Source organism: Paenibacillus hodogayensis (genome assembly GCF_039536325.1).
GTDB lineage: Bacteria > Bacillota > Bacilli > Paenibacillales > NBRC-103111 > Paenibacillus_AB > Paenibacillus_AB hodogayensis.
Genome location: NZ_BAAAYO010000020.1, coordinates 84809 through 104251, shown reverse-complemented (window position 1 = coordinate 104251; position 19443 = coordinate 84809). Strand labels below are relative to the sequence as shown.

Genomic DNA, 19443 nt, shown 5'->3' with positions numbered 1-19443 from the left:
ACATAAAAAAGTTTTTTTGAAATGTCGCAACTTTTTTCGAAACCATGCGTTTAATTAGGTGAGAATCAACAAAAGCGCTGGAGTAAGGCCAAAGACATAAGAAAACTAGTTCGCAGTGGTACTTTTTCACAATTTGTTCTTTACGCTGCGAAAGCGCCATTGTATAATGTTAAAGTGGCTAGTTTTCTACTTCGACAGTTTACTAGTTTCTGCGACAAACGTTGCAGAGTCTTAATAGGAAGTAGCGCTCAAACTCTGGAAAGGAGGTGAATTGGCCGATGAGTAACAAGAGCTTATCCTTTAAATTAAACACTCAACCATCGTATGATGATAATCGAGGAGGAGAAAAAAAGGTTATGAAAAAAAGCTTGTCTGTACTCGTAGCAACAGCTATGGTGTCGTCCATTTTCGCATCCGTTGCATTTGCAGCTGACGCAACACTGACGACTCAACAAAAATTGGACGCCCTGATTGCCGCTGGCATCTTTGATAAAGACGGAACTGGTAACGGCTCCGAGCTCGACTCCAACATGTCCCGTGAGCAACTGGCAAAAATCCTCGTTAAATTGAAGAGCCTGAAAGAAGTTTCCGGTACTAGCTACACGGACGTAGCTGCTGACCGTTGGTCCGCTGGCTTCATCCAAGCTGTATCGAAAGCATCCCCTATCTTGATGGATGGCGTAGCAGACGGCGTGTTCAACCCGGCTGGCGACGTTACCCTCGAGCAACTGGCAACTGTAGCTGTTCGTGCTTTGGGTCTTCAACCAAGCAGCGCAGCAGTTAAAGGTGAAGTCTCCACTTGGGCTAAAGGTTATGTAGCAGCTGCAATCGCCAACGGTTTGTTGGGCGAAAAAACAGACTACACGAAGCCGGCAATCCGCTCTGAGCTGGTAGAAGCTTCTTATGCTGCTAAGCAAGTTCTTGCTGAATCCGAAAAACCGGCTAAGGCTTCTGTTAAAGCTGTCAAAGCAACTGGCGTGAAGAAAGTTGAAGTAACGCTTGACCGCGACGTTGATACATCCAAAGCGACCTTGTCCTTGAAAAAGGGAGCAACGGACATTGCTGTAAACACTAAGTGGTCGGAAGATAAGAAAACCGCTACTTTGGAACTGAAAGACGTGAAACTTGCCCAAGGAGAGTACACAGTAACTCTCGGCGGTTTGGCTACCACTGACATTGGTACGGCATCTGGAAGCTTCACGGCTGAAGATGAGCAAGTGAAAGAAATTAAGTTCGTAACAGCATCGGATACGATTGCTAAATCGAAGAAGGCTTACGTAGAATTCAAAGCATCCAACCAATACGGTGAGAATGCATCGCTGAGCTCTGGTGATTTTACGGTCAACACTCCGAACTTCAACAGCAGCGTAAAGAAGGATGCTAACGGTAGATTCATTATCACTCTGAATACGGAAGAGTCGATTAACGGGCAACAATTGTTCCCGAACACTACGATTATTCCGATTCATGTATACGATAATACTTCGCGTATTGGGATTCAGCAAAACTTCAAACTTGGCACAGAGCCTTTCATTCAGAAGATGGAATTGGGCGCCGCGAAATATTCGTCGGATAAGAAGGCCCTTTCCAGCACTGGCGACTCTGTAATCATTCCGGTTATTCTATACGATCAATATGGTAATCCGGTAGGCTACGACATCAAGAATGAATCGGCTTGGATTGCTAATGTATTCACCACGCCTTACCTGGACAAATTGTCTTGGGAGTTCAAGGATCATGACAACGACAACTTTGGCGAAGTTAAACTGTGGCTGAAAGAGCGCGTCGAGAAAACGGAAGAATTCTCGGTTAACGTTCAAATCGAAGGAGCAAGCGCTACTTCGAAGATTGCAGTTACATCCTCGAAGCTCGCTACGAAAATTCAATTCGGTGAATTGTCGGCTCCTTTGACCGAGAATGATCAAAGCGATATTTACTTGCCGATCATTGCGTATGATGAGCAAGGAAATCAATTGTCTGCTGATGACATTGTCGACAATCAGAACTATGATCGTATTAAGGTAACGGCAAGCAATGTTCGTGGCCCTGGCGATAGCATTATTAATCCGCAAAATAGCCCGATCATTAAGACTGGTGATAAAAAAGGTCAAATTTTGATCACTCGCGTTGAAGGGCAAAATAACAGCTATGCTTACTTCTCGGCATATCTGAACTCTTACTCGGGTAACAACAGCTATATTAACAAAAACTTCTCGATCTCCAAGACACGTGTACCGGAATCGCTTAAAGTTGTTGGTGATGTAGCTAAGAAAACGATTGGCGGATCTACAGACCTGTCGGTCAAAGTACAAGACCAAAACGGTTATGCACTGGACAGAGTAGGTAGCGTTAATGAGAATGGCAAAGCTGTAACGTACTCCGTCTACGCAGAAGTATCCGGTGAGCCTAATATGGAAATTCTTGTGCGTGACGCTCTGGGTGCAACCGTTGATACGCTCAGTGCAAATGGAAAAACAAACACTACTTTTGATGGCGAGCACATGTTTGAAGTAAATAACACGTTCAGATTCCAAGTGAAGAATGATTTCAAATATAATAATGGCTCGGGCAACGATCTTACCCTGAAGCTGACTCTTCGTAAGATTGTCGACGGCAAAGCTAATGATCTGACGACGATTACCAAGTCGGTAACGTGGGCGGATCTTAAGAAAGAAGATTTGACTTACACTGTATCTCAACCGTCCGATTTGTATGCTGCTGCTGATACGGATAACACGTTGACGAAGTCAATCCCTGATGCGCAAAATCCGCTTAAATCTTTGTACAAAAAATCTTTTGCACTTACCATCAAAGATTCCGCTGGTAATGCTTTGAGATTGCCGAACGATATGGTTCTTAACGTGACGCCTAGTGTCTATAATGTTGCGCGGACTGCTATCGATATTGCTACATTTACACCTACTGGTGGAACTACAGCTAACAACCCGCTGAATACTGGCGTTGGCCGTGTACTCGGTTATAAAGCTGGTACTTCTTCTGTGAATGTTCAGTACAGAGAACTGAAAGTCGATGGGAACAACAAGCTTGTTCTGGGTGAAACCAAGCTGGCTTCTGTTAACGTCAATGTTAAGGACGAAGCACCAGTCGTCAATAGAGTTACAACCCTTGCCAATTACTATGGTAAAGGTGCTGTACCGACGGGAGCAAACTATACTAATGCATATCAGTTCATGAACCTGAAGTTGTTCGACCAATATGGAACCGAGTATGCAACGACCAACATTGATATCTACAGAAACATCACCGGTGTATTCTATCAAGTTACAGACGTATCTCTGCCAGGCAAAGACAACGGCAAACTTACGGTTGAATCTGATGGTACGATCAAGTACGATGGTGCAGCTTACGTACCACAAAACGGTGATAGCTTTGTACTCAGAGCTACATCTGCTTCCGGCCAAACAGCTTCTACAAATGTTAAAGTTAGAGGAAGATAACAGTAATGTTTTAAAAAGGAGGCCCAATAGGGCCTCTTTTTTTTAGGAAAATTGAGCGAATTAGATTATTAAATAATTCCAATACGTTTGTTCAGAGTTAACTAATAATTCCTTTTTAAAATTAACCCAAACTCGAAACAATTCTTCAAATCTTTCGTCTATTAGTATATAGAAGATATTGAAGGAGGACTTATGGTAAACAGGAAATCGAAATTCAAACGACTTGCTCTCCACTCGATGCTTACTTTTTCCCTTATGGCGGTTGCTATCCCTACATATTCCTATGCGGACGGGACTCAAGTACAAACCGAATCCGTATTCGATGTACCTTCCGTAGGATCTGTTTGGATTAACGACAAGAGTTTTTTCGAAATTAAGGACGCGAGACAATCGGTCGGAGCGGAACTGAACACCGTTACTTTCACCTTGAAGATTTATAATGGCGGAACGAGCGATATACAATTTATCGATTACTGGATACGTCTCGCTTCCACAAGCGGGGCCAACTTCACTGTATCGGTAGTGCCGCAGGATAAGGACAAAAATACAATTCCCGCTGGCGGGACGCAGGAAATTAAATTTTATGCCAATGTCACCAATGGAGTATCGCTGAAAGATCTCCAATTCAAAATTATCAAATGGGACTTCTCGGCTGCAGATTATCAGAAATCGTTAGGTGTTTTGCAAATACCGGAAACTTATACAACCGTAGCCCCGGCCGGATATAAGTCAAATATTAAAATCGCCAAAACGTCTATTCAGAGCTACATAAAAAAATCTACTATCAGTAGCAATGAAGAAAATTTTTTGCCAACGATATTGCTTGAACTCCAAAATACGGATAGCCGAAGCTTGAAATTGCCTACATTGAATTATATGATTCGGACTTCGGACGGGCTGCTGTATCCGCTGAAGGCTGCGGGTTTGACGGAAAACACGACAATCGATCCGTTGATGAAAAAGGAGATCACGCTAAGCGGTAAGCTTCCACGGAGCATTTCCGCCGATAACTGGCAATTGGTTATTACGGAAAATACCGATACAGGTAACAGCACGAACATTAGCTCTGCGGTAGCCGAATTCGTCATACCCAAATTAACGGACGATCAATCGTCTACGGAGAAAGAACAATCGTTCTCCAACCAAAACGGTACTTATATCGCCAAACTGAATTCGATTCAAAGAGTGCCGTGGGATAATGACGATTTGCTTTCGGCCGTTCTGACTTTAAAGTCAAAAGAGGCTAAGTCTTTAGCAATTCCTAATCTTACCGGCTACATTGAATTGGAAGACTCCGTAAAAGTGGATATTAAAGTAATCAAATCGGACAATGTAATCGGGTTGCAGCCAGATACCGAAGTTCGTTTGCAGCTGCTTGGTCGGATTCCTTACACATACGACTACTCCAACATGAAAATCGTTCTGCAAGAGAAATCGGATTCGTCAGAAGGTGCAGGTACGGGAACCAACGCTTCCGGTACTCTTACCGATCTCGTTACATTCAAAGTGAATGCGGACACGGATAATATTCCGCTTGTTGGATCAGGAGACCATTATCAAATTGGCGGTGTCGGCCGTTCCGCCGATTATAAAATTCACGATTTGCATCAGTTTACAGGAAAAAGCTCGAACCTGCTCGTGGCTCAAGTGGAGCTTACCAATCTGGAAAAACGTCCGAATGATATTTCAAAGTTGGTGGCTCACTTTAAAGGCTCCGATGGCAATGTATATCCGGCTACCATTACGGAAATAAAAACGAAGATCAGTCCTTCGGGCAAAGCGCTGTTGAATCTTTACGCCAATCTGCCAAAAACGAGAACGAATGAAATTACTCAACTGTTGATTGGCGAGGGTATTACGGATGGGAAGTTTACAACAGCCGAAGGGAAGCCGGATTCTTATGTGAACGTGGTATCGTTTGCGCTTCCTACAGAAAATGTGACACCTTCGGATTCGATCAAAGATATGAATTTGTTCCCGTATACGTTGGGCTTGAGCCGAGTGGGCACATCGGTAACCGACTCGACGGTAAAAATTAAGTTTGATTACGAACTGAATCGCGACAGTCAATATGAAATCAATACAGACGAATACAAGGTAATAGTGGAATTAAAAGACGTTAATGGAGACGCTACTTTGGAATCCACTTTCGATTTGGAAAAATCGGGGCAATCCTCAGGCTCAAGTAACAGTGGCAAAGCACTACTTTTGGGTAAAAATAAAATGGAAGTGTCCATCACCGACGCTGATTTCCTCTTTAAAGTATCTACTTTGAAGAAATATCAACTGAATATATACCATCAGTTCCAGGGCAATAAAAAACTGGTTGCCACGAAAGAGCTGGATTGGTTTGTTTACTCCGACTAAAATAAAACCCCGGGTCCTTTCGGTCAATTTTCTCTGATCGAAAGGATTCTTTTTTTACCGTGTCGAATGTATGGAAGTCAGGAGGCGAATGCATTGCAACAAAAACGAAAGCTGCTGCTGACCGGTTTGCTTGGGCTGGGCATTGCGGTGGGTATTTATGCGGGACAAGTTGCGATCGTGTCCAAAGCGGACGGGGCGACCCAACCGGGCTCTGCAGACGATCCATTGGTTACGAAAAGCTATTTGGACGAGCAACTGAAGAAGCTGAGCGGCGGACAGTGGACGCCTGCGACTCCACCGGCAGGACAGACGGGTTCGGGCGGAACCGGAACTTCATCGGGCGTCTCCGAGGCCCGCGTACAAGAGCTGCTGGCTGCAGAAATTGCCAAGCTTAAGCAACAGCTGCAAAATCAGGGGGCAACCGTACCTCCTTCAACGCCTTCAGGAGATTCTGCGCTAATCGTTCTGAAGCTGCAACAAGGGCAAACTCTCTACGGCGGAATCGGAGCGGAACTGATCGTCCGTTCGGGCAAAACGATCGTCGTCAGCAACGATGACGGGATTCCGGACGTTACGGCCGGAAAAGATATAGCAGCTGGATCAACCGTCGATAACAATCATCTTCTCGTCATTCCCCGCGAAGGCCGGGGTATTAAACCCGACCCAAAAGTGAAGGATGAAATCTACGTGATGGTCCGCGGCACCTATATTTTGCTAAATGAGGATGGATCCAAAGGAACTCCATAATTTTGCCCGCTTTAACAATAATCCATGAGGGTGAAGAAACCGGATGCGGTCATACTACAGGTACACCATTATTGAGGGAGGTGAACCTGATGGCCAGCAACCGTAAAGTGGTTCCAGAATGCCATAAGGCGCTGGATCAAATGAAATACGAAATCGCTGCTGAGCTTGGCTTGCCTGTAGGGTATAATAAGTCTACTTTTGGCAATGTGGAGTTTGCTACGGAATTGGGCAACGTTCCCGCTTCTTCCATTCAAGAGGATTATTGGGGGCATATCGCAAGCCGGGATGCCGGCGCCGTAGGCGGGGCGATTACGAGCAGACTCGTCAAACAAGCGGAGCAAGTGTTGTTCGGACTGCAATAATTCAAGCTTTTCGTTTATTGACAGAGCTCGACAAATCCAGTAACATCAATATCTGAAGGTATTGCATTGCAACCTTTTCCACTAGGAAAAGGTTCATTTTTTGGTTCGGAACAATTTGGGAATTTCTTGTTCTTGTAGAGTTCGCACTCATGATAAATAATAGTTGTAGGAGGTTGATTGGAATTATGTCATTGAAAAGCAGCCGCCGTTTGTTTACCTCGGAATCCGTCACGGAGGGACATCCGGATAAAATTTGCGATCAAATATCCGATGCGGTATTGGACGCCTTTTTGCAAAACGATCCGAACGCTCGCGTAGCTTGCGAAGTATCGGTCGCTACCGGTTTAGTGCTCGTTATTGGGGAGATCAGCAGTTCTTCCGAATATGTGGACATTCCGTCGATCGTGCGCAACACAATCAAGGAGATCGGTTATACGCGCGCTAAATACGGTTTTGACTCTTCGACATGCGCGGTCCTGACTTCGCTGAACGAACAATCCGCTGATATTGCCCTCGGGGTGGATAAAGCGCTTGAAGCGAAAGAAGGAACGATGACGGACGAGCAAATCGAATCGTTGGGCGCAGGCGACCAAGGTCTTATGTTCGGATTCGCTGTGAATGAAACTCCAGAACTGATGCCTTTGCCGATCGCTCTGGCTCACCGTCTGGCTCGTCGCCTTGCGGAAGTGCGTAAGGATGGCAAACTGGCCTACCTCCGTCCGGACGGCAAAACACAAGTTACGGTCGAATACGAAGGAGACAAGCCGGTACGGGTCGACACCATCGTTGTCTCCACTCAACATGCCGAAGAAATTACGTTGGAGCAAATTCAACAGGACATTCGCGAGCATGTGATCAAGCCGGTCGTTCCTGCCGAGTGGCTGGACGATCAAACGAAATATTTCATCAACCCGACAGGACGCTTTGTCATTGGCGGTCCTCAAGGCGATGCCGGATTGACTGGACGGAAAATTATCGTGGATACGTACGGCGGTTATGCCCGCCATGGCGGCGGTGCGTTCTCCGGCAAGGATCCGACGAAGGTGGACCGTTCGGCCGCCTACGCTGCACGTTATGTAGCCAAGAACATCGTCGCTGCGGGATTGGCCGAGAAGGTGGAAATTCAGCTCGCTTACGCAATCGGCGTAGCGCGTCCGGTATCGATCAATGTAGATACGTTCGGTACGGGCAAAGTCAGCGAAGAGAAACTGGAAGAAGTGATCCGCAACAATTTTGACCTGCGTCCAGCCGGCATTATCAAAGAACTGGATCTGCGTAGGCCGATCTACCGCCAAACAGCCGCTTACGGACACTTTGGACGTACCGACTTGGATGTACCTTGGGAACGTACCGACAAAGCCGAGAAGCTTAAGCAGGACGCTTTGGCATAAATTTAATCCACATTCGCATACGAAAAGAAAGTCACCCCTTTGTTAGGGGTGGCTTTTTTGTCGTTATTGCGGCATACATCGGGACATCCCTCCCCTAAAAGTCCCGGTTAGCTACGAAGTCTATAAGAAGGTGCGCCCAAAACTCTCGTTTGCTAGAATTAGATTTCATAGGCGGACAAGGCTCCCTTTATTTTTATTTTTTGAAAACGACGGCGGCAATTTCAAGACGGAAATCGTAACTTTTTGGCTTCAAAAGGAGTCTATACAATTGTAAATAGACATGGAGAGAGATAGAGAGATTCGGAGAGGAGCCGGAATGTTGCAACAGCTCGTAACAAACAGACAGAAGAGGACACGACGTTTCACCGCTTTTCTTGTAGCAGCTGCACTTGCGGTTCAGCCTTGGTTCTTGCGGGAGCCGGTACAGGCTGCGTCAGCGGTCGAAGCGGCCGTTACAATGACGGAACAAGTTCCGCTTACGTATGGCGCGATTCGCAGAACGTATGAATGGAGCTTTGATCGGAATAAGAAACCGGTAACCGTCAAGGCCAATGTCGTCGAAGTGGATCTGAAAAATCCGTACGTAAAGCTGGATACCATTGCCGGTACGGGCGAACAGTTCACTAAGAAACAAAGCGTCCGGAAGATGGCCAATGAGACGAATGCGGTAGCCGCTATCAATGGCGATTTCTTCAATACCCAAGCCGAAGGGGTTCCGATGGGACCGCAAGTTTCGGGTGGCAAGCTCTTGGCCACACCGCCTTATTTGGTAGGCTGGTATTCGTTTGCATTGACCAAAGACAACAAGCCGGTTATCGACACGTTTTCTTTTCAAGGCAAAATTGTAGCCAAAGACGGAGCGAGTTTTCCGCTCGGAGGCATCAATAAAACGTATTATTGGTATGAAAACGACGGCGTTCATGTAGAAAACGCGCATAGTATGATCGACGGTCTTTATATGTATACGAATACGTGGGGGCAAGTGAACCGTTCGAATGACGGAGTCACCGTACCGACGGAAATTCTCGTTCAGAACGGCGTTGTCAAAGAAATCAAGCGTCCCGGCATACTGGAAATGGTGGCACCCGCCGATGGATATATATTGCGGGCTTCCGGCAAAGCCGACGATTTCGTAGCCCAGCATGTCAAGGTTGGCGATCTCGTCGTGGCCGATTATAAAATAACGCCGCAGAATCCGACATTCCCGTACGACACGACTGCGCTCAAAACGATGATCGGAGGGCATACTATACTCGTCGACGGAGGCCAGCCCGCCAATTTCTCTCATGAGGTCGGCGGGGTAAGCGGCTATTCCCCTGTAGCCCGTACGGCTATCGGCTATTCGCAGAACGAGCAGTATGCCTATCTTATTGCTGTCGATTCGGGGCTGACCTTGCCCGAGCTTCAGCAGTTTATGATCAAAGTGGGCGTGTATAAGGGCATTAACCTGGACGGAGGAGGTTCTACGCAGATGGCGATCCGTCCGCTCGGAGAGTTTCAAACGAACCTCATAAGCGCAGACATCGGCTACGAGCGGCCGGTGGTCAATGGGGTGGGCGTTTACTCCCTGTCACCGAAAGGCGATGTCAAGGATATTCAAGTTCAAGGAGCGACTGCGTTGTTCCCCGGGCAAAAGGCCTCCTATAGTCTGAAAGCCTACGACAGCTATTATAATCCGGTTCAGACGGATCAAATGCCGGCCGTATGGACGTCCTCGCTGCCGATCGGGACGTTCGAAGGCAATGTATTTACAGCCAAAGCACCGGGCAAAACGACGCTGACCGTAGCTTCCGGGAGCGCGACAAGAAGCATAGACGTGGAAGTGATCGGGGGCAAGGACATCGCTTCCTTGAAAATAAACGCTTCGTCCACCTCCCTGATGGCGAACTCGGTCTATACGCTGACAGCAAACGTCGCATCGAAGTCGGGAGCGAAGGGGAGCTTGCCGGGCGAAGCGCTGCAATGGGAATTTATCGGATTTAAAGGAACGATGGACGGCAGCAGGCTGACCGTCGATAGTATCGACAAAGACGTAACGGAAGGTCGGATTATCGCGCGGTATGACGGATTTTCGGCGATGCTGACGATGCCGATTGTCGATACGCGTATAGCTGAGTCATTCGATACGTCTACGCCGATAACGTTCAAAGGCACCGACGCCGTAACGGGAAGCGTCTATAAGTCCCCGGGAGCCAATACGACTTCCGTAACGAATCAGGCTTTGACGCTGCAATATGATTTCACCGCAGGGGCTGGAACGACGGCAGCTTATGCCGTCTTTACGAACGAGCTTAAAATCGAAGGGCAGCCGGAATCGTTTAGCGTCAAAGTAAAAGCGGATAACAGCCGGAACTGGGTGCGCGCGGAAATCAAAGATAGCGCCGGTAACGTTCAGCTTATCAGCCTTAGCGAACTGGCCAATTGGTCGGATTGGAAGACGCTGAGCGCCGATCTGAAGCGATACAACTTCGCCTATCCGATCTCGCTCACAAAGCTGTATGTGGCTAATCCCGCCAACGGCCACGATGAGCGCGAACTCAAAGGGCAAATTTCATTTGACGATATTGCATTCCAGTACAGGAAGGCAACTGTCCCGGTCAAAAATAGCGTAAAGCTGACAATCGACAAAAAATCGCTGACCGTGAATGGAAACCCGCTCGTCTTGGATCAAGCTCCGGTCATTTACAAAGAAAATACCATGGTCCCGGTTCGGTTCGTCGTCGAGGCGATGGGGGGACAATTGACCTGGGTCGAGGCTGAGCGTAAAGTAATAGTGATGAAAGACGATCATCTGATCGAATTATGGCTCGACCGGACGGAATTGATAGCGGATGGCGTAGCCGTTACGGCAGAAGTGCCTCCTCTGCTGATGACGGAACGCACCATGGTGCCGCTACGCGTCATCTCCGAGCGGATGGGCTGGAAGGTCACTTGGGACGAGAAGACCCGTTCTGTGACTCTGGAATAAATTAGGGCCAAATATCCCGGTCCAAAAACGTCGAAATATGGTAGTATATGATTTAGGGCAAAAAAATGGGTAAAGGGGCACGGGTTAGCTTGCAATTCGACGCGATCGACAAAGTCATTAAAAATGCGATTGGAGTCATGGAATCGAGCAAATATCAGATGTTTGAAATTTGCGAAAGCGCCCGTAGCGAATGGGAGGCATTGGGCAGGGAACTGCACCAGGTGAAGGAAGAGGTCTCCCGGACGATTGACCAAGTGGACAAGCTCGAAGTTGAATATAAGCGTTCCCGTATCCGGCTCACGGAAGTGAGCCGGGATTTTCATCGATTCAAAGAAGAGGACATCCGGATCGCTTATGAAGCGGCCACGCAAATGCAGCTCCAGCTCATTATGGCCCGCGAGAAAGAGCATCATTTGCGGGCAAGAAGGGACGAGCTGCAGAAGCGGATCCGGAATGTCGAGAAGACGGTCGAGCGGGCGGAAGCGCTGGTCGGACAGATGAATGTCGTTCATAAGTATTTGTCCGGCGACCTGAACCAAGTTACCCGTATTCTCGAAACCGCCAAAAACCGGCAGCTGATCGGTCTGAAGATTATTTTGGCACAGGAAGAGGAACGCAAGCGGATTGCCCGGGAAATTCATGACGGACCCGCCCAGGCCATGGCCAACATGGTGTTGCGCTCGGAAATCGCCGAGATGATGATCGACCGCAAAGAATACTCGACTTTGAAGGAGGAACTGACCGACCTGAAGGGGGCGGTTCGTTTCGGTTTGGAGGAAGTCCGCAAAATTATATTCAACCTTCGGCCGATGGCGCTTGACGATCTTGGGTTGATGCCAACCTTGCGCAAGTATGTGCAGGACTTCGAGGATCGCACCAAAATTCATATGCGCTTTGAAATTATCGGCGTTGAGGCCAGACTGCCTTCCGCTATGGAAGTGGCCGTCTTCCGCCTCGTCCAGGAGGCGCTGTCGAATGTGCTGAAACATTCACGGGCCACCCATACAGGTGTGGAAATTACATATCAGAGGCAAATGGTGAAAGTGGTTGTGAAAGATAATGGCGTCGGCTTTGCCTTGGATAAGCTGGAAGCCATGATTGCCAGAGGCAACTCGCACTTCGGCATTATGGGAATGCGGGAGCGGGTGGAGCTGTTAGGGGGGCGAATGGATATCGAGTCCGAGCCTAATGCAGGCGCGAAGCTCACCATGATCATTCCGATCAGTCTGGACCTAAGAGAGGAGTAATGTTATGGAACAAAAACGAAATGTCAAAATCGTCATTGCCGACGATCACCAGCTTCTGCGCGAAGGTGTCAAGCGCATATTGAACATGGAAAAAGATTTTGAGGTCGTCGGCGAATGCGGCGACGGCATTCAAGTCGTCGAGCTGTGCAATTCGCTTCGCCCCGACGTCGTGCTGATGGATATCAACATGCCGATCGAGAACGGCGTTGTAGCGACCGAAAGATTGAAGGATTTTTTCCCGGAAATCAAAGTAATTATCTTATCGATTCACGATGACGAAAGCTACGTATTCGAGACGCTTCGCAAAGGAGCAACAGGGTACCTGCTCAAAGACATGGAGGCCGAGTCGCTTATTAACGCGATCCGTTCCGTAGTGGCCGGACATGCCTACATTCATCCGAAGGTAACAGGCAAGCTTATCAATCAGCTTCGCCGGATGACTTATCTCGATCCGAACGGAGTAGCTGGCAATCAAAATGCGCAAGAGGCAGGCGTTAAATACATTCACCAGCCGAATAGCCCGCTGACCCGTCGCGAGGCCGAGGTGCTTCGTCTGTTGGCCGAAGGGAAAAGCAATAAATCGATCGGGGAAATGCTGTTTATCAGCGAGAAGACAGTCAAAAACCACGTCAGCAGCATTCTGCAAAAGATGGAAGTCGAGGACCGGACACAGGCGGTCATTATCGCGATCAAGAACGGATGGGTCACGCTGTAACGCAGGCACCATGGACATCATAGCGGCATATAATAGCGGTGAGGGAGGTGCCGCTATGATTTTCGGGTTGCTGTCGATTTTTGGCGTGTATGGGTTGGCTATCCTATGGGTCCATTGGCGACGGTCGCGGCCAGACTGGAATCGGCCCAAACCGATTCGTTATGTGCTGGTTACGAGAAACAACGGGATGCATATCGAGTGGTACTTGCGTCTGCTGCTGTTCTTTTCCAAAGTAAAGGCAAGAGCGGTTCATATTGTCGTTCTGGACGAACGCTCGGAGGATGAGACACTGGTTATCGCGGCACGTTTCGCGGCATTGGCACCCGATCATATCGAATTCACCGAATGGCAGGATACCTCGATCGATTCGATGCTTTCGCGTTACGAGAATGAAGAGGTGGTCTTGGTTCGGCTGAGCAATTCGAAGGAACTGCAACATATTCCGCTATTTCAATAATCAACCGCTTACAACGGTTCTGGAGGGACTCGGGTGAAAGTCCGTTTATACGCCGCAGCCGTCCGCGGAAGGATGGAATGGCGTTTTACGCTTGATATGAATATCGATAGCGCATACTGGTTCGAACAGTATGGCGGGAAAGCATCCCTCCATCTGTTGGAACCAGTTTTGTCTTTAGCGGAAAGTTGCGCGCTGCTGCCGGTTCTGCAGAGAAGATACCCGAATGATACGAAAGGCTCGATCCCTCAATGGAGCGCCGTATGTGCGGAGGCGGGCGTACGCTGGACCTTGCCGGAACCCGGGCTAAGGCTTGTTACATACTTCGAGCATAGTAATCAGGCTCATTCGATCCCTATTGATATGCAAGAGCTGCTCAAGCTGGAGCGATTGCTTGCCGACCGGTGCCTCTCAAAGGAAGAATTGCTGACGTTTCTGGAGCATCACGGAATGGAGGCGGCTGGAGCGGCATGGACGAGCTATGTTCAGGCGGCTTACTTACGGGGACACGTGGAGCTGCAGGGGGGCTTGGTTGCGGAATGGAAGCGGCGTTACCTCTGGTCGAGGAAAGTTCGCGGTTTCCGGTGCAGACGATGCGGGACGAGGGAGGACAAGATGTATCGAACCGATTGTCTGTACTGCTCGGGGGATTGTCTCTATTGCGAGGAATGTTTGACGATGGGACGAATGCAATCGTGCTCGCTGCTCATTACCGGCCATGGCAGCGATCAGGGGACTGGTCAGGGAGTACGACCGACGTCGACGGCAGCTTTAACGAATCCCGAAGCTTACATTGGTAAATGGGGTCTAAGCCCTGCCCAGACGGAGGCGGCCCATCAGGGACTTTCGTATCTGGCCGGAGCAAGAACGGAGAAACCTGGACGATTCCTGATCTGGGCGGTTACGGGAGCGGGCAAGACGGAAATGATATTCCCCTTCATCGATTACGAGCTGGACCGCGGCCATCGGGTGCTGATCGCCACGCCGCGCCGCGATGTCGTCCTTGAGCTCCAACCGCGGCTCCAGAAAGCTTTTCCCGAGCGATCGGTAGTGACGCTATATGGGGGAAGCGCGGAACGCTGGGACCGGGGCGAGATTACGCTATCGACCACGCATCAGCTGCTGCGGTTCAGCCGGAGCTTCGACTTGGTCATCGTGGATGAGATTGACGCCTTTCCCTACCACAATAATCCGATGCTCCAGTATGCAGCCGAGCGGGTATGCAAGCAAAGCGGCGCTTATGTGCTCTTATCGGCTACGCCTCCGGCCGAGCTGATGAGGCAGGCTAAGCGCAAAGCGTTGCATCATGTAAAGGTGCCGGTCCGCTATCACCGTTATCCGCTGCCCGTTCCACGTACGATTGCGATAAAAGACCCGGCAAAATGGAGAGGCAGCTTGCCTGCCAAGCTGCTGACGCCGCTTCAGCGCTCTATTGAGCGTGGAGCCCAATTGTTCGTATTCGTATCGCGTATTCGCGACGTGAATCCGATTGTGAACGTATTGCGCACTCATTTTCAACCATACGCTATTGAAGGAACGTCCTCCCAAGATCCGGAACGCGCTCAGAAAGTGATCCAATTTCGTCAGGCAGCCATCCGCATTTTGGTGACGACGACCATACTGGAGCGTGGCGTAACCGTCCCGCGAACGGATGTATTTATTTTGCAGGCCGATTCGCCGCTGTTCAACGCATCCGCTTTGGTTCAGATGGCCGGGCGGGCCGGACGCTCCAAAGACGACCCCCATGGGCGGGTGTACTTTGCCGCTGTCGAGTATACGAACTCCCAAGCAGAGGCGATACGGCAAATTAGAGCGATGAATCGGCTGGCTTCGCGAAAAGGGTATTTGATCAACTCAAACCAGCAGCATATAAGGGGGAATCGCACACAAGAGGACAATCCGAAAAAGGATACGACGAATGGGGGAAAAGGATGATACGGCAATTATGGGGACGTTTGCTTCGTTCCGGCGAAGGACTGCTGGGTACGCCCACGCAACCTTGCCTGTATTGCAATGCTTCTGTGAAACGGTTTGCAGCCTTGGACCTGCCAATATGCGGCCGCTGCACGGGCCATATAGCGTGGATCGAGCAGGTGCAGTGCTCGCATTGCGGCAGGGCGGATCATTGTCCGGATTGCGAGCGGAGGATGCATTCCCGACTGATGCTTAACCGGAGCGCCGTTCGGTACGACGAACGGATGAAGGAATGGCTGGCTGCGTACAAATATCGGCGGAACGAGCGGCTGCGCGATTTGTTGGCAGCGATGCTGTACCGGTCTTATAAACGCCACGAAACAGACTTTACCCGCACGGGAGCCGTACACTTGATTACGTATGTACCGGTAAGCCTGCAAAGGCTGGAAGAGCGCGGTTTTAATCAGGCCGAGCGATTGGCCGCCTGGTTAGGTGTCCGGACCGGAATTTCCGTCGTAGGTCTGCTTAAGCGCCGGAGGGATACGGCCCAGCAAAGCTACAAAGGAAGGGCTGAGCGGATAACGGATTTGCATGACGTTTTTGTATGGGATGACGATGCCTTAAACTGGATATTAACAAATACGCCCGAGCGACCGATAAATATACTAATTATAGATGATGTGTATACGACGGGAAGCACGCTGCATCATTGCGCCGCGACTCTTGCGGAAAAGGTCGATGCGAACGTGTACGGACTGACATGGGCAAGATAGTGGTTGCCGATAAAGGGCTAACAGGACGGACCGTTTAGTGGATTAAAGAGAAAGGGTGTTTGCCTTGAATTTGTCCAATTGTCCGCAGTGCGGGAAAGTATATGTCAAAAACAATTATGAATTGTGCCCGAGCTGCTTACGGGAAATCGAGGATCAGTACAGAAAATGCGTCGAGCATTTGCGCAAAAATCGCGGCTGCACGCTTCAGGAGCTCAGCGAAGGAGCGGGCGTTCCGATCCGTATGATTACGCGTTTTATACGCGAGGGTCGGATCGCTACCAAGGATGCTCCAAACGTGCTGACGCCTTGCGAGTCGTGCGGAGAGCTGATTCGGGAAGGCACATTATGCGCCAACTGTCGAGCGAAGCTGTCCAGGGACGTCAAGCATATGCATGAGGACGAAAGACGCAAAGAGGAACGGCATGCCGGCGAATTCGGCAGCACTTACATGAAAGATCGGGATAAGCACGATAAACATGGTCCGGGAAATTCGAATTAAAACTTCACCTTCTTCATTTAGAGCGACTATGCTATAAACAAACAAGCAAAGCCGTCCGATATAAGTGTTAACAAGAAACGAAGTCGAGCCGGGCAAGAGAGTGAGTGATGGATATGAAGATTAACGGAATCAATCGGGTAGGCGCGCCGAATCCTTACGCAAGACAGGATGCGAAGCTGATCGATTTGAAGGGAAGACGCGATAAACAGAAGGATGAGGTAAAAATATCCGTGCAGGCGCAGGAACTGCTGGTCGCACAGGGAATGGATGCCGAGCAGCGCATCCAGAAGGTGCAGGAGCTAAAGCAATCGGTAGCGACGGGAACGTATCAGGTAGAGAGCAGCAAAATTGCGGAGAAGCTATTTCCGTATTTGTGACCTTACGGACAAGGGAGCGGGTGAACGACAACGATGGAAGCGATAGTGCAGATTCTGGATCAGCAAATTGAAGTTCACCGGCACTTGCTTGAACTGAGTTTACAGAAACGGCAGTCGATTATCTCCAATGATGTAGAGCAACTGATGCAGATGACGCAGAAGGAGACCAGGTTGATTCGACAGGTGGATCAACTCGAGACGGAACGAGCGGATGCGGTGCAGTCTTACATGCGATCGCGTAATATGTACGTCACGGCGGCAATCACGATCCAAACCTTGAGCAAAATTGCCGTAAAGCTGGAAGAGAAGCAGTCACTTGCGGATCGCAGAGAGCAGCTGTTGGACTTGATTGAGGAGATCCGAAAAGCGAACGAATTGAATCAGCAATTGATTCAACATTCTCTGGCGTACATTAACTATTCGATGGATTTATTGGTGGATTCAGGCGAACAGGACGCCATCTACCATCATCCGCTGCAAGAGCAGGCTCCTTATCGGGCCAATCGGATGTTTGATCGCAAAGCTTAGCAAGCTGGAAAACGCAGAGAGTTGTATAGGAGGATAGGCAATGAGGTCCACATTCGGCGGAATTGAAATATCGAAACGCAGCTTGTTCTCGCATCAGGCTGCCCTTACGACAACCGGCCATAACGTTGCCAATGTAAACACGACAGGTTACTCCAGACAAGTGGTCAAGCTCGTCGCGGCGCGGCCGCTGGAAGCGGTCGGCATGATGCGTTCCAACATACCCGGCCAATCTGGACAAGGGGTGGAGTTCACTTCTATTACAAGGGTACGCGAGCAATTTTTGGACAAGCAGTACTATGACGAGAATAAATCTCTTGGCGAATGGTCGATTCGTAACGATACGCTAGAAAAGGTGGAGGCTATCATTAATGAGCCGACCGATACCGGCATTCGTCAAGTTATCGAGAATTTTTGGAATTCGTGGCAGGAGTTAAGCAAACAGCCGGATAACTTAACGGCTCGATCGGTTGTGAAAGAGAGTGCGATTGCTCTTACAGACGCTTTCAATCATACGGCCAAGCAATTAAACGATTTATCTTCCGATTTGACCGATAACATTAATGTCAAAGTTACCGAAATCAATACAACTGTACAGCAAATAGCGAGATTAAACGAAGAAATATACCGAATCGAAGGTCTCGGCAACGATGCTAACGACTTAAGAGATCAGCGCGATGTGCTGGCGGATACTTTATCCAAAGTAATCAATATCAATATTACCGAAACCGAGACGGGTTACAATGTGCGGATGGGCAACATGGCTTTGGTGAACGGGAGAGACGTAGCAACCCAATTTACCGCTCAAACTTTGGAGGATGCCTACAGGAATAAAGAGTTGGCGAGCGGCGAAGTATACGGCATGATTTTGTCCCGGGATGAGATTGTTGCCGGTTATCGCAATGAGCTGAACTCCATGATTCGTACGATGGTTAGCGGCGAAACGGAGATCACGATTCCGGCCGGTGCCGTCATCCCCGCAGGCGTAACACTCGGCAATAAAACGTATAACGGAACGATCCAGCAACGGACCTTGACCGAGCCGCTCAAAGCCATGGTGAAGGGGTTTAACGGCCTTCACAGTTTAGGTTATGCTTTGAGTGACGGCGAGGCCAAGCAGGGCGGGACCTTCTTCCAAACGAACAATGGAAGCACCGATGTAACGGCCGAAAATATTACCGTAAATCCAAATATCGTAAACAATGTGTCCAATATCGCTTCTTCGATGAGGACTTATTTGGATGCTACCGATAACAAAGTGAAGGTAGTCAAAGGCAACAATGATCTGGCTTTACTTGCTGCGGGACTTCGCTCCAGTAAATTTGATTTTCTTCCTAGCAGTACCGGAACGCTGCCCTTAAATGGGGGAACCTTGGATGAATTTTTCAGGGCCGTCGTAGGGCAATTAGGCGTTCAGTCGCAGGAGTCGAACCGCCAGGCCACGAATCAAAAAATTCTTGTCGAGCAGGTCGATTCGCGGCGCCAATCGGTAAGCGGAGTATCGATGGACGAAGAGATGAGCAATATGATCAAGTTCCAACATGCATACAATGCTGCCGCGCGCGCGCTTACCGTACAGGACGAGATACTCGATAAAGTCATTAATGGAATGGGAATCGTCGGCCGTTAAAGCTGAGAGTTCCGAT

The 19443-nt window shown here is 49.1% G+C and carries 15 protein-coding genes; all 15 read left to right on the top strand.

Annotated features, from left to right (window positions below):
• Positions 1 to 278 precede the first annotated feature (278 nt).
• The 15 genes from ABD796_RS32810 to flgK all read left to right on the top strand — a co-directional run bounded on the left by ABD796_RS32810 (position 279) and on the right by flgK (position 19427).
• Positions 279 to 3458, top strand: a complete 3180-nt coding sequence (locus ABD796_RS32810) for an S-layer homology domain-containing protein (RefSeq protein ID WP_344916473.1) — start codon at positions 279 to 281, stop codon at positions 3456 to 3458.
• A 192-nt stretch (positions 3459 to 3650) separates the two neighbouring features.
• Positions 3651 to 5825: a hypothetical protein gene (locus tag ABD796_RS32805; RefSeq protein ID WP_344916471.1), complete on the top strand. Its 2175-nt coding sequence runs from the start codon at positions 3651 to 3653 to the stop codon at positions 5823 to 5825.
• 93 nt (positions 5826 to 5918) lie between these two features.
• Entirely contained in the window at positions 5919 to 6572 is a 654-nt protein-coding gene (locus ABD796_RS32800) for a hypothetical protein (RefSeq protein WP_344916469.1), read from the top strand.
• Between the two features lie 86 nt (positions 6573 to 6658).
• Positions 6659 to 6934 (top strand): alpha/beta-type small acid-soluble spore protein, encoded by a 276-nt coding sequence (locus ABD796_RS32795; RefSeq protein ID WP_344916611.1) that lies wholly within the window; start codon positions 6659 to 6661, stop codon positions 6932 to 6934.
• Between the two features lie 185 nt (positions 6935 to 7119).
• A complete protein-coding gene (gene metK, locus ABD796_RS32790) occupies positions 7120 to 8325 on the top strand; it encodes a methionine adenosyltransferase (protein ID WP_344916467.1) in 1206 nt (401 codons plus the stop codon).
• A 457-nt stretch (positions 8326 to 8782) separates the two neighbouring features.
• Positions 8783 to 11293: a stalk domain-containing protein gene (locus ABD796_RS32785; RefSeq protein ID WP_344916465.1), complete on the top strand. Its 2511-nt coding sequence runs from the start codon at positions 8783 to 8785 to the stop codon at positions 11291 to 11293.
• 89 nt (positions 11294 to 11382) lie between these two features.
• Positions 11383 to 12540, top strand: a complete 1158-nt coding sequence (locus tag ABD796_RS32780) for a sensor histidine kinase (protein ID WP_379120960.1) — start codon at positions 11383 to 11385, stop codon at positions 12538 to 12540.
• Between the two features lie 4 nt (positions 12541 to 12544).
• On the top strand, positions 12545 to 13255 hold the full coding sequence (locus ABD796_RS32775; protein WP_344916461.1) for a response regulator: 711 nt from the start codon (positions 12545 to 12547) through the stop codon (positions 13253 to 13255).
• A 55-nt stretch (positions 13256 to 13310) separates the two neighbouring features.
• Entirely contained in the window at positions 13311 to 13712 is a 402-nt protein-coding gene (locus tag ABD796_RS32770) for a hypothetical protein (RefSeq protein WP_344916459.1), read from the top strand.
• A 33-nt stretch (positions 13713 to 13745) separates the two neighbouring features.
• Entirely contained in the window at positions 13746 to 15644 is a 1899-nt protein-coding gene (locus ABD796_RS32765; protein ID WP_344916457.1) for an ATP-dependent helicase ComFA, read from the top strand.
• Between the two features lie 227 nt (positions 15645 to 15871).
• Entirely contained in the window at positions 15872 to 16396 is a 525-nt protein-coding gene (locus ABD796_RS32760; protein WP_344916455.1) for a ComF family protein, read from the top strand.
• Positions 16397 to 16460: 64 nt separating this feature from the next.
• Complete coding sequence (locus tag ABD796_RS32755; RefSeq protein WP_379120956.1) at positions 16461 to 16895, top strand: flagellar protein; 435 nt, start codon at positions 16461 to 16463, stop codon at positions 16893 to 16895.
• A gap of 107 nt (positions 16896 to 17002) precedes the next feature.
• Positions 17003 to 17272 carry a flagellar biosynthesis anti-sigma factor FlgM gene (flgM, locus tag ABD796_RS32750; RefSeq protein WP_344916451.1) on the top strand — a complete coding sequence of 90 codons (270 nt, stop codon included), beginning with the start codon at positions 17003 to 17005 and terminating at the stop codon, positions 17270 to 17272.
• A 33-nt stretch (positions 17273 to 17305) separates the two neighbouring features.
• A complete protein-coding gene (locus tag ABD796_RS32745) occupies positions 17306 to 17800 on the top strand; it encodes a flagellar protein FlgN (RefSeq protein ID WP_344916449.1) in 495 nt (164 codons plus the stop codon).
• Between the two features lie 40 nt (positions 17801 to 17840).
• The gene (gene flgK, locus ABD796_RS32740) at positions 17841 to 19427 is read left to right on the top strand and encodes a flagellar hook-associated protein FlgK (RefSeq protein WP_344916447.1); all 1587 of its coding nucleotides are present in this window, start codon (positions 17841 to 17843) and stop codon (positions 19425 to 19427) included.
• The last annotated feature ends 16 nt before the right edge of the window (positions 19428 to 19443 follow it).